At 67.3% G+C, this 11,500-nt stretch carries 11 protein-coding genes; 5 read left to right on the plus strand and 6 right to left on the minus strand.

From position 1 onward, the window contains the following. Window positions 1-36: 36 nt before the first annotated feature. Window positions 37-672 carry a TetR/AcrR family transcriptional regulator gene (locus tag ACFQ9R_RS24020; RefSeq protein WP_378993426.1) on the plus strand — a complete coding sequence of 212 codons (636 nt, stop codon included), beginning with the start codon at window positions 37-39 and terminating at the stop codon, window positions 670-672. A 228-nt stretch (window positions 673-900) separates the two neighbouring features. Further along, window positions 901-1,344 (plus strand): hypothetical protein, encoded by a 444-nt coding sequence (locus ACFQ9R_RS24025; RefSeq protein WP_378638330.1) that lies wholly within the window; start codon window positions 901-903, stop codon window positions 1,342-1,344. A 63-nt stretch (window positions 1,345-1,407) separates the two neighbouring features. Here ACFQ9R_RS24025 and ACFQ9R_RS24030 read toward each other — a convergent pair whose 3' ends face one another. After that, window positions 1,408-1,989 carry a helix-turn-helix domain-containing protein gene (locus tag ACFQ9R_RS24030; RefSeq protein ID WP_378993428.1) on the minus strand — a complete coding sequence of 194 codons (582 nt, stop codon included), beginning with the start codon at window positions 1,987-1,989 and terminating at the stop codon, window positions 1,408-1,410. An 82-nt stretch (window positions 1,990-2,071) separates the two neighbouring features. Here ACFQ9R_RS24030 and ACFQ9R_RS24035 point away from each other — a divergent pair, with 82 nt between their 5' ends. Continuing rightward, on the plus strand, window positions 2,072-3,142 hold the full coding sequence (locus ACFQ9R_RS24035) for an NAD(P)/FAD-dependent oxidoreductase (protein WP_378993430.1): 1,071 nt from the start codon (window positions 2,072-2,074) through the stop codon (window positions 3,140-3,142). A 70-nt stretch (window positions 3,143-3,212) separates the two neighbouring features. On the opposite strand, the gene ACFQ9R_RS24040 is transcribed toward ACFQ9R_RS24035, so the two are convergent. The 3 genes from ACFQ9R_RS24040 to ACFQ9R_RS24050 all read right to left on the minus strand — a co-directional run bounded on the left by ACFQ9R_RS24040 (window position 3,213) and on the right by ACFQ9R_RS24050 (window position 4,960). After that, on the minus strand, window positions 3,213-3,431 hold the full coding sequence (locus ACFQ9R_RS24040) for a hypothetical protein (protein WP_378993431.1): 219 nt from the start codon (window positions 3,429-3,431) through the stop codon (window positions 3,213-3,215). 237 nt (window positions 3,432-3,668) lie between these two features. Beyond that, the gene (locus tag ACFQ9R_RS24045) at window positions 3,669-4,049 is read right to left on the minus strand and encodes an ADP-ribosylation/crystallin J1 (RefSeq protein WP_378993433.1); all 381 of its coding nucleotides are present in this window, start codon (window positions 4,047-4,049) and stop codon (window positions 3,669-3,671) included. 56 nt (window positions 4,050-4,105) lie between these two features. After that, window positions 4,106-4,960: a helix-turn-helix transcriptional regulator gene (locus ACFQ9R_RS24050; RefSeq protein ID WP_378993434.1), complete on the minus strand. Its 855-nt coding sequence runs from the start codon at window positions 4,958-4,960 to the stop codon at window positions 4,106-4,108. Between the two features lie 101 nt (window positions 4,961-5,061). On the opposite strand from ACFQ9R_RS24050, the gene ACFQ9R_RS24055 reads away from it, so the two are divergent. Then, window positions 5,062-5,775 (plus strand): SDR family NAD(P)-dependent oxidoreductase, encoded by a 714-nt coding sequence (locus tag ACFQ9R_RS24055; RefSeq protein WP_378993435.1) that lies wholly within the window; start codon window positions 5,062-5,064, stop codon window positions 5,773-5,775. Next, window positions 5,769-6,242: a hypothetical protein gene (locus tag ACFQ9R_RS24060; RefSeq protein WP_378993436.1), complete on the plus strand. Its 474-nt coding sequence runs from the start codon at window positions 5,769-5,771 to the stop codon at window positions 6,240-6,242. The genes ACFQ9R_RS24055 and ACFQ9R_RS24060 overlap by 7 nt, the downstream gene beginning before the upstream one ends. Window positions 6,243-6,253: 11 nt before the next feature. Here ACFQ9R_RS24060 and ACFQ9R_RS24065 read toward each other — a convergent pair whose 3' ends face one another. Next, entirely contained in the window at window positions 6,254-7,420 is a 1,167-nt protein-coding gene (locus ACFQ9R_RS24065) for a hypothetical protein (protein ID WP_378993437.1), read from the minus strand. A gap of 285 nt (window positions 7,421-7,705) precedes the next feature. Then, complete coding sequence (locus ACFQ9R_RS24070; protein WP_378993438.1) at window positions 7,706-11,500, minus strand: multifunctional oxoglutarate decarboxylase/oxoglutarate dehydrogenase thiamine pyrophosphate-binding subunit/dihydrolipoyllysine-residue succinyltransferase subunit; 3,795 nt, start codon at window positions 11,498-11,500, stop codon at window positions 7,706-7,708.

Here is an 11,500-nt window from a genome sequence, read left to right on the forward strand (position 1 = left end):
TCAACAGCTATTGAGCCGGGTTCAGTAGTGGCTAGGATGGCGGGTGTGACTACCAGGAGTGCGGGAGAGACGAAGCGTGTGCGGCTCAGCCCCGAGGAGCGCCGGCTGCAGCTGATCACCCTCGGCGCCGAAATGCTGGTCGACCGGTCGCTCGAGGACGTCTCGGTCGACGACATCGCCAAGCAGGCGGGCATCTCGCGGGGCTTGCTGTTCCACTACTTCGCCTCGAAGCAGGAATTCCACGAGGCGATCGCCCGGCACGTGAGTACCGAGTTCTTCGTCGCGATCATGCCCAACCGCGAGTTGTCACTGTTCGACATGTTGCGCGACTCGATCGAACGATTCGTCGACTACGCCACCGAGCACTCCGCGTCGTATCGCTCGGTGCTGCGCGGGCCCGCCAGCGTCACTCCCGACATGGCCGACTACGTCAACGAAACCCGCGGCGCCATCGCCGATCTCATCGTGAGCGAACTGCCGCTGCCGCCCGAGGATCCCGATCTGGCCCGGCTCACCTTGGCCATTCGCGGCTGGATCGCCTTCGTCGAGGAGACCATCCTCACCTGGATGATCGACAAGCCGATCAGCCGCGAGTCGCTGGTCGATCTGCTGGTGGAGTCGCTGCCCGCGCTGGCGCTGAGTCCGGCGTTGATCGCCGCGCTCCAGGGCTGAATTCCTCCGGATCGCTGTTAACGCGCCGGCGGGAGTGTCGCGAACAACTGAGGGGCTTGCACTGCCCTCCGCCGCTGCGTGCCCCCAGTTCCGGTGGCCCTGAATCTGTTGTGGCACAACATATTCGGATGCCGAATCGAGACCATTGCGGTGGCTAACGGTGCGGCTGTTCGGCACGACGAAGTGGGTATGACTCTCACGAACAGCACAATTCGCAAATTCTCGGCCGTGGTTGTTTCCGCCGGCGCCGTCCTCGTCGGGCTCGGTGCGCCCGCCGGCGCGCTGCCGTCGGATCCGATCGCGGTGTTCACGCCGACGCTGAGCCGGACTCCCGGCGCCAACTGCGCGGCGATCATCAACGCCCAGACCGTGCCGCAGCCGCAATCGGGCACCTTCGGTGTGCGGGTGGCGATCACCCAGACCGGAGACTTCTGCCAGCGCTACCAGGTGGCCGTACGCTTCCGCAATCTCGATACCGGCTACAGCGACGGCCAGTCGCACCCCGTGGAGAACGGTCAGATCCTGCACGCGCCGGGCAATGTGATCGTCGGGTTCGGGACCGCGCCCGGCAAGGGCCGGGTGGAGGCCTGGATCGTGACCACCGACGAATCCCTGCCCCAGCATCAGGAATTGGAGCACATCGCGGGACGCGCGAGCTTCACGCTCGGCTGATTCTCGCTGTCTTCCGTCGGGGCGAGTGCACAGGTGAGTGCGCTCGCCCCCGACGGGCTTGCCCTAGTCGGATTTGGGGCGGGCGCGCAGGTGCGCGCGCTCGCCCTGCTTGCCGAACAGGCTGATGAATTCGACGGATTGTTCGTCGGCCGCGCCGAACCAGTGCGGGATATGGGTGTCGAACTCCGCGGCTTCGCCGGGGGTGAGGATCAGATCGTTGTCGCCGAGAATCAGGCGCAGGCGACCGTTGAGCACGTACAGCCACTCGTAGCCCTCGTGCACCTGCGGTGTCTGGGGTCGATCGCGGGCGCCGGGGGCGATGATCATCTTGAACGCCTGGATGCCGCCCGCGCGCTTGGTGAGCGGGAGCATGGTCATGCCGTGGCGGGTGACCGGGCGCAGGTGGATGCGCGGGTCGCCGGTGGGCGGGGCGTCGACGAGCTCGTCGAGGGTGACGCCGTATGCCTTGGCCAGGGGGAGCAGCAGCTCCAGGGTGGGTTTGCGGTCGCCGGATTCCAGACGTGACAGGGTACTCACCGAGATGCCGGTCTCCTGAGCCAGGTCGGCGAGGGTGGTCTGGCGCTGTTTGCGCAGGTTACGCAGCCGAGGTCCGACCGAGTCGACGGTTTGATCGAGGTCCTCCATGCTCCCCACTTTGCCATATCGGCAAAGAAGGTTGCCAGTATTCGGCGTTGGAATGCACTGTGGACGCTCGAAGGAGGTCGAGATGACACAGCTGGATGATTCGTACGACGTGGTGGTGCTCGGCGGTGGAGCCGCCGGGCTGAACGCGGCGCTGATGCTGGCGCGTTCGCGGCGCTCGGTGGCCGTGATCGACGCGGGGGCGCCGCGCAACGCGCCTGCCCAGGGGGTGCACGGACTGCTCGGGCGGGAGGGGATGTCGCCGCTGGAGCTGCTCGAGCTCGGGCGAGCCGAGGTGCGCGGGTACGGCGGCGATGTGGTGGCGGGACGGGTGGTGAACGTCGCGCGTGTGAATCGCGCACCCGAGCCCGGAATCGTTGCGGACGAGCGTGATTCAGTTCAGGTCGGTCCGGGTGACGGCGCTGCGGCGGGGGCGGGTCGGCGGTCGGATGTCGAAGAATTCTTCGTGACCCTCGACGACGGCCGGACCGTGCGGGCTCGGCGCGTTCTCGTCGCCACCGGACTCGCCGACGAGCTCCCCGATGTTCCCGGGCTGCGTGAACACTGGGGTCACGATGTCCTGCACTGCCCCTACTGCCACGGTTGGGAAGTGCGCGATCAGCGCATCGCGATCCTGGCGAGCAGCCCGATGTCGGTGCACCAGGCGCTGCTGTTCAGTCAGCTCAGCGACGACATCGTCTTCCTGTCGCACACGGCCGATCCATTGAGTGACGAAGACGTGGAAAAGCTGGTGGCACGCGGTATTCGGATCGTCGACGGCAAGGTGGTCGAGGTGCTCGGCGCCGACCGGCTGACGGGCGTCCAGCTCGCCGACGGCACCGTCATCGCACGGGATGCGCTGGTCGTGGCGCCTCGGATGAACACCCGCGCCACCTTCCTCACCGAACTCGGCCTGGTTCCCGAACCCCACCCCTCCGGCATGGGCGACCACATCCCCGCCGATCCCGTCGGCCGTACCTCGGTGCCCGGCGTCTGGATCGCGGGTAATGCCACCGATCCGTCCGCCCAGGTCGGCGCTGCCGCGGCAGCCGGGGCCATGGCCGGTGCGCAGATCAACGCGGAACTCGTGATGGCCGAAACCGCTGCCGCGGTGGCGGCACACCGAGCCGATAGCGTCGAATCTGCGTCCGTGTAGGCCCGATCGATCCTCGGTACGACAGCGAAGGACCCCGTCTGAGGTGATGACGGGGTCCTTCGCTGTCGGCTCAGTTATCGGTGGCCGGGCACACGGTGCTGCTGAACGGGCACGGCTTGAACAGCTCCTCGATGAGCATCACCAACGTGGCGCTCCCGCTGGTCGCGTCGGCACTGCCGGTCCCCGCCTCGGCGACCGATACCGTCGGCGCGGCCGCCGCGGTAGCGGGCACCACCGCACCGAGTGCCACCATCGCCATGCCCGCCATCACGAATTTCCCGATCGACACGCTAACTCCCAATTTCGACAAGTGTTGTCACAGTTGACGACATGGATGCTGCCTTCTGAACCGACCGACCGGTAGCCCTGAAAACCAGGGTTGCGGCTGTCGATTCGGGGGCTCCGGGCGACGATCCGCGCCGTCGGCCACGCCATGAGCAGGTGAACCGCCGGGATGTCCACAGCACCCGGCATCCGGCCTACGGGTGACGACCCTGACCGAGCCGTCTGACTCTCGATGTCCTGGTCACGCCGTTTCGGGAAGGGGCGCGCCTTCCGGGAAGCGGCGCACGACTTCGATCACCCCGACGATGTTGCGGTTGAATTCGTCGAGATCCGCTGCGGGGATCCAGTATTCGAGGATGTCGCGGCCGCCGGCCTGTTGCACGTCGTAGTTGTCGAGGTAGTCGGTTCGGACTGCGAAGCGGGTGACGTATCCCGCGCCGGACGCGGGCACATTCCAATCGCGGGCGATCAGCACCGCGTAGGCCTCGTTGAGGACCGGGTAGAAGATCGGCTGGTCGGGTAGGCGTGGTGGCCAGGTGCGCCAACCGGATTCGGCGACAAGCGCCAGCTCCTTGGGGCCGGTCGGCCGCCAGAGGATGGTGGTGCGTGGTGCGGTTGTCATCGTTACTCCTTCGCGAGTAACGCACCGTATCCGAGTAGCCCTGGGGAGGCCATTTGTTATTCGGTGGGCGGTGTCGCGAAGGATTCGAGGCCGGTTACTCGGAGGAGGTCTAGGGCGGTGGCGGTGTGGGTGTGGGGGGCGGCGGAGTAGATGATGATGGTTTGGTCGGTGTCGGGGACGTGCATGGCGTCGCAGTCGAGGGTGAGGGCGCCGAGGTCGGGGTGGGCGATGGTTTTGGTGAGGCTGTGCATGGCGCTGGAGCGGCCTGCCTGCCAGAGTGACTCGAATTCTGGGCTGCCGGTGCGTAGTTCGGTGAGCAGGCGGGTCAGGCCGGGGTCGTCGGGGTAGGTCGCTTTCACCGCGCGCAGGCAGCCCACGCAGGCGGCCGCGTTGCTGTCGGCCTCCTCGGGTGTCATCACGACGCGGCCCATGCCGGTGCCGAGGAAGCGCTGCCACATGATGTTGCGCCGGCCCACCGGGATCGCGGAGAAATCACCGAGCAGGGCCGCCGACAAGGGATTCCAGGCAAGAACGTCGGATTTGGCCGAGAGCACGAGCACCGGCAGATCGGCCAGGCGATCCAGCAGCCGCAGCACGCTGGGACGGATCACCATCGGAATCCGCCCGGCCTGCGGCGGTTCCGACCCGGCGAGCCGGAAGACGAGATCGCGGTCGACATCGGTGAGCCGCAGCGCCCTGGTCAGCGCGCCGAGCACCTGCTCCGACGGTTTCGGTCCGCGACCCTGCTCCAACCGCACGATGTAGTCGACGCTCACCCCGGCCAGGTTGGCCACTTCCTCGCGCCGCAATCCGGGGACCTGCCTGCGTGATCCGCCCGGCAGGCCCGCGTCGGCGGGGGTCAGCCGGGAACGCGCGGTGCGCAATACCGTCGCCAATTCCGCTCTGTCCACCCTTCCCATGGTGCCGCAGGACAGCGGGTCGGGGGTGGTACCGCGGGTCCTATGCCGAGGCAGCACTGGAGACCGGGCCGGGTCGGGGTGACTCTGGAGCCATGACAACGATTGCCTTGGTCACCGGGGCCAACAAGGGACTCGGCCGGGAAACGGTGCGCAGACTGGCCGAAGCCGGCTGGCTGGTGTTCCTCGCCGCCCGCGACACCGCGCTCGGCGAGGCCGCCGCCGCCGAATTCACCGCGGCCGGTGTCGACGTTCGATTCGTCCCGCTCGATGTGACCTCCGACGACTCCGTCGCCGCGGCCGCCGACATCGTGAAGGCCACCACGGGCCGCCTCGACGTGCTCATCAACAACGCGGGCATCGGTGGTCCCCGTAGCGCACCCTCCGAGACCGGCCCCGATGATCTGCGAGAAGTGTTCGAGACCAACGTCTTCGGCCCGGTCCGGGTGACGAACGCGTTCGTGGGTCTGCTGCGGTTGTCCGACCATCCCCGCATCGTGATGGTGTCCAGCGGTGTCGGCTCCATCGCGACGGTCACCGACCCGAAGTGGCAGGGCCTGCTGCCGCCCGCCCTCGGCTACCCGAGCACCAAGGCGGCGCTGAACATGCTCACCGTCATGTACGCGAGCGAACTCGGCGAGATGAAGGTCAACGCGATCGATCCCGGCTATACCGCCACCGACCTCAACGGGCACAGTGGTTTCCAGACCGTCACCGAGGGCACCGACGCCGTCGTCGCCGTGGCGACGGCCGACCGGGACGGCCCGACCGGCGGATTCTTCGACCGAACGGGCCCCACCTCGTGGTGAAGGCGGGCGCCCTGCTCGTGGCGGTGCTCGCCGGCCTCGGCGTCACCACCTACCTGATGAGAACGGAGAGCCCAGTGGCACAACCGAAGACGAGCACGGTGCTGTCGATCGGTCTGCACCCCAGCGCCGTCGACTACACGCGCTACCCGCAGATCGACGAAGCCACCCTGACCGCGCGCATCACCGCAGGCGAAACCGCCTTGCGCGAAGCAGGTTTCGACATCGTCTCCTGCCAGGTCCCAGCCGACCCCGACGCGGCCGAAGCGGTCCTGCGCGAATGCGCGGCGGGTGGGGAGTTCCGGGTCGCGATGATCGGCGCGGGTGTGCGGATGGCGCCCGAACACACCCTGCTGTTCGAGCGGCTGATCAATGTCGCCTCCGACCTCGCGCCCGGAATTCGATTCTGTTTCAACACGTCTCCGGAATCCACCATCGACGCCCTGCGCCGCTGGGTTCAGCCCGGCTGAGAGGTGACCGCCTACTTGTGGCCGCCGCCGTGGTCGTGACTGCACGTGTCGGTGCGCCGGCCGTCGGCGCTCGCCTGGCCCGCTCCATGACCTTCGAGCGCCGCGAACGGGCCGCACTGATGCGGGGCGATCCAGACGTGCACCATCGGATTGCCCGCGCCGGGGTTGATGGAGTTGGGCGGGCAATTGCCCTGGGCGTCGAGGACACCGGCGACCACGGGGCCGTTGTCGCCCGCCTTCCAGCAGAGATTGTCGTGGACGTGCCACTGCATCAGGGACCCGCCGAAGTCCACCAGGCTCGGGTCGTCGATCTTCTTGCCGTTGGCGATGTACATCGCCGACACGAGGGTGCGGCCGGTTCCGTCGACCCGATAGACCAGCGACTCCGGGTGGGCAGGGTCGAGGAAGTTGTTGTCGCGGATGTAGCTCATGTTGATGTAGTGCTCGTACCCGGTGGCCGAGTCGCCGATCGAGCGGAAGCCCAGGGCGCCAACGGTGTTCACATCCGAGAAGGCGGGCAGGCCGTCGAGCGTACTGCGCACCAGGTTGGTCGCGCGCGACTGCTGGTCCGACGTCACACCGGCGACACCCGACAGGTCGATCGGCTTCGTGGGATCCCACGGGCGCGGCCAGTTCGCCTCGGTGCCGTGATCGTCGCCCGCGCCGTGCGCGTGGTCATCGCCCCCGGCATGCGCGTGATCGCCGGTGTCGCCGTGACTGTGGACGTGCCCGACACCGTTGAGCATCGCCGCCAGCGCCAGCACACCCACCGCTGCGGCCGCGATTCCGGAGCGCATCGGCGGCAGGGTCGCGGTGGGCCGGAGCAGACCGATGCCCGCGGCGACGGCGGCCAGCGCACCCAGCACCGCGCACACGGTATCGGCCACCTGCGGTGACTCCGCGGTCAACCCGGCGATCCACCCCACATCGGCGAACCGGGTGAACACCCACACCGCGGCGGCGAAGGCATTCGCCGCGAGCATCGAGCTCACGACCACCTTCCGCTCGCTCAGCAAGACCGCCAGTCCGGTCGCGCACTGGATCGCGGCGAGCACCACCATCAGCCGCGCCAGCGTGGCGTGCTCGGTGTGCATGCCCGCCGCCATGAAATGCACGGCGCCCGCCCCCACCGACGCGATCCCGCCCAACAGCAGGTATCCGTTACGTCCGTTCGCCATGCCACGCTCCTGTGTTTTCTGAGCGCTGGCGCGCTCGAGCGGGGCCCTTCGGGCCCCTGATCTTCCCTCCCTCCGGGCACTCCTTCGTCGCACCCTCCACTCAGTCCAGATCAGGGCGGGCCCCTTGGGGTAGTTCGCGCCGGACATTACCGGGGCACACTGTGGCACCGTTGCCACCCGGATAAGAGAACTCTGTGACCGATGTCTCGCCACAGTGTCCGGAAACGGCGAACGCCGGGCGGATCGCGATGATCCACCCGGCGCAGGCCGTTGTGCGAGAAGAACTTACGTGGTCGGCTCGAAAGCCTCGCCGATGATCTCGGCCTGCTCCACGGCGTGCACCTTCGACGAACCCGAGGACGGGGCCGACATGGCGCGACGCGAGATGCGGCGCAGACGGCCCAGGCGCTCGGGCAGCACCTCGGGGAGGTTGAGGCCGAAGAAGGGCCATGCGCCCTGGTTGGCCGGCTCTTCCTGGACCCAGGCGATGTCGGTCGCGTTCGGGTACTTGGCCAGCGCCTCGTTGAGGCGGTACGTCGGGATCGGGTAGAGCTGTTCGATCCGGACGATCGCCACGTCTTCGCGCTTGTGCTTGGCCTTCTCCGCGGCCAGCTCGTAGTAGAGCTTGCCCGAGGTCAGCAGGATGCGCTTGACCTTGGCGGTGTCGCCGATGCCCTGTTCGTAGGTGGGCTCGTCGAACACCGAACGGAACTTCGACTCGGTGAAGTCCTTGACGTCGGACACCACGGCCTTGTTGCGCAGCATCGACTTCGGCGTGAAGACGATCAGCGGACGACGGATCCCGTCGAGCGCGTGCCTGCGCAGCAGGTGGAAGTAGTTCGCCGGGGTGGACGGCACCGCCACGGTCATCGAGCCTTCAGCGCACAGCTGCAGGAACCGCTCGATACGACCGGAGGTGTGGTCGGGACCCTGACCCTCGTGGCCGTGCGGCAGCAGCAGCACCACGTCGGAGAGCTGGCCCCACTTGGCCTCACCGGAGGAGATGAACTCGTCGATGATCGACTGCGCGCCGTTGACGAAGTCACCGAACTGCGCCTCCCACAACACGAGTGCGTTGGGGTTGCCCAGGGAGTAGCCGTATTCGAAACCGACGGCGGCGTACTCGCTCAGCGCCGAGTCGTGCACCGCGAACCAACCCGGCTTCTCCGAGCCGATGTTGTGCAGCGGGGTGTACTCGACGGCATTGATCCGGTCGATGATCACCGAGTGACGCTGGGTGAACGTGCCGCGCCGCGAATCCTGACCGGTCAGGCGCACATCGTGGCCCTGGTCGATCAGCGAACCGAAAGCGAGCAGCTCGGCGAAGGCCCAGTCGACCTTGCCCTCGTAGGCCATCTCGCGACGCTTCTCCAGCACCGGCTTCACGCGCGGGTGCACGTTGAAACCGTCGGGAGTGTTCAGGAACGCGTCACCGATGCGCTGCAGCACCGACTTGTCGACCGCGGTGACCACGGTGGCGGGCACCTTCTGGTCGTCCTCGACGGACTCCGACGGCTCCGGAACGTACTTCTCCAGCTCGCGGACCTCGTTGAACACGCGCTCCAGCTGACCCTGGTAGTCGCGCAGCGCGTCCTCGGCCTCTTTCATGGAGATGTCGCCACGGCCGATCAGCGATTCGGTGTACGCCTTACGCACCGAACGCTTGGTGTCGATGATGTCGTACATCTCCGGCTGGGTCATCGAGGGATCGTCACCCTCGTTGTGCCCGCGACGGCGGTAGCAGACGAGGTCGATGACGACGTCCTTGCGGAACTTCTGCCGGAAGTCGACCGCGAGGCGCGCGACCCAGTCGCAGGCCTCCGGGTCGTCACCGTTGACGTGGAAGATCGGCGCGCCGATGAACTTCGCGATGTCGGTGGAGTACTCGGTGGAGCGGCTGTTCTCCGGCGCCGTGGTGAAGCCGATCTGGTTGTTCACCACGATGTGGATGGTGCCGCCCACGCGGTAACCACGCAGACCCGACAGGTTCAGCGTCTCGGCGACCACGCCCTGACCGGCGAACGCGGCGTCGCCGTGCAGCATCAGCGGCATCACCGAGAAGCCGTCGGGGCCGTCGCCCTTGTCGAGCAGGTCCTGCTTGGCGCGCACGAGGCCCTCGAGGACGGGGTCGACCGCCTCCAGGTGCGAGGGGTTCGCGGTGAGCGAGACCTCGATCTCGTTGTCGCCGAACATCTGCAGGTACTGGCCGTGCGCACCGAGGTGGTACTTCACGTCGCCGGAGCCGTGGGTGGCCGCCGGGTTCATGTTGCCCTCGAACTCGGTGAAGATCTTCGAGTACGGCTTGCCGACGATGTTGGCGAGCACGTTGAGGCGACCGCGGTGCGGCATGCCGATGACGACCTCGTCCATGCCGTATTCGGCGCACTGGTCGATGGTGGCGTCCATCATCGGGATGACAGCTTCGGCGCCTTCGAGCGAGAAACGCTTCTGGCCGACGTACTTGGTCTGCAGGAAGGTCTCGAACGCCTCCGCGGCGTTGAGCCGGTTCAGGATGTACTTCTGCTGCGCGACAGTCGGTTTGACGTGCTTCTGCTCGACCCGATCCTGCATCCACTTGAGCTGATCGGTCTCGAGGATGTGGGTGTACTCCACGCCGACGTGGCGGCAGTACGCGTCACGCAGGATCGACAGCACATCACGCAGCTTCATCCGCTCCTGGCCGTGGAAACCGCCCACGTCGAAGGTGCGGTCCAGGTCCCACAGGGTGAGGCCGTGCTCGGTGACGTCGAGGTCGGGGTGGCTGCGGAACTTGTCCTTGACCAGGCGCAGCGGATCGGTGTCGGCCATCAGGTGACCGCGGTTGCGGTAGGCCGCGATCATCTCGAGCACCCGCGCGCTCTTGTCGACACCGCGCGCGCTGATGTCCTTGCGCCAGCGGATCGGCTCGTACGGCACGCCCAGGCCGTGGAAGATCTCGTCGTAGAACTCGTCGGAGATCAGCAGGTTGTGGATGGTGCGCAGGAAATCGCCCGACTCGGCACCCTGGATGATGCGGTGGTCGTAGGTCGAGGTCAGCGTCATCAGCTTGCCGACGCCGATATCGGCGATCCGCTCGTCGCTCATGCCCTGGAACTCGGCGGGGTACTCCATCGCACCGGCGCCGATGATCGCGCCCTGGCCCGGCATGAGGCGCGGCACCGAGTGCACGGTGCCGATGGTGCCGGGGTTGGTCAGCGAGATGGTGACGCCGGAGAAGTCGTCGTTACCGAGCTTGCCCTCGCGGGCCCGGCGCACGACGTCCTCGTAGGCCGCGTGGAACTGACCGAAGCTCATGTCTTCGGTTTCCTTGATGGCGGCCACGGCCAGCGATCGGTTGCCGTCCTTGCCCTGGAGGTCGATCGCCAGGCCCAGGTTGGTGTGGGCCGGGGTGACCGAGTTCGGCTTGCCGTCGATCTCGGCGAAGTGGCGGTTCAGGTTCGGGAACGTCTTGATCGCCTGCACGATCGCGTAACCCAGCAGGTGGGTGAACGAGATCTTGCCGCCGCGGGTGCGGGCGAGGTGGTTGTTGATCACCAGGCGGTTGTCGATCATCAGCTTGGCCGGGATCGCGCGCACCGACGTCGCGGTGGGGATCGTCAGCGAGGCCGACATGTTCTTGGCGATCGCGGCGGCGGGGCCGCGCAGCACCTTGTTCTCCGGACCGGCGGCGGCAGCCTTGGGTGCGGTGGTGGCCGGTGCGTTCGACACCGGTGCAGGTGTGGTCTGCGGTGCGCGCACCGTCTTGGCGGCCGGAGCCGGAGCGGCGGCCGGCGCCGGAGCCGGAGCGGCGGCTGGAGCCGCGGCGGGCTTGGGCGGTGCCGTCGCTACCACGGCTTTGGGAGCCGGGGTCTGCGCAGCAGCCGCCTTGGGGGCTGCGGCTGCTGAGGGAGCGGAGGAGGCGACCGGTGCCTGGCTGTTAGCGGATTCGGTGGCTTCCGGCGTGTAATCCGCGAGAAACTCGTGCCAACTCGCGTCGACCGAGGACGGGTCCTGTTTGAACTTCTGATACATCTCGTCGACTAGCCACTGGTTCTGTCCGAACTGGGAAGTTGAGCTGCTCACAGCTGGTGTTCGCCTCAT

Origin of the sequence: Nocardia sp. NPDC056541, assembly GCF_042794235.1 — a bacterium.
Lineage (GTDB): Bacteria > Actinomycetota > Actinomycetes > Mycobacteriales > Mycobacteriaceae > Nocardia.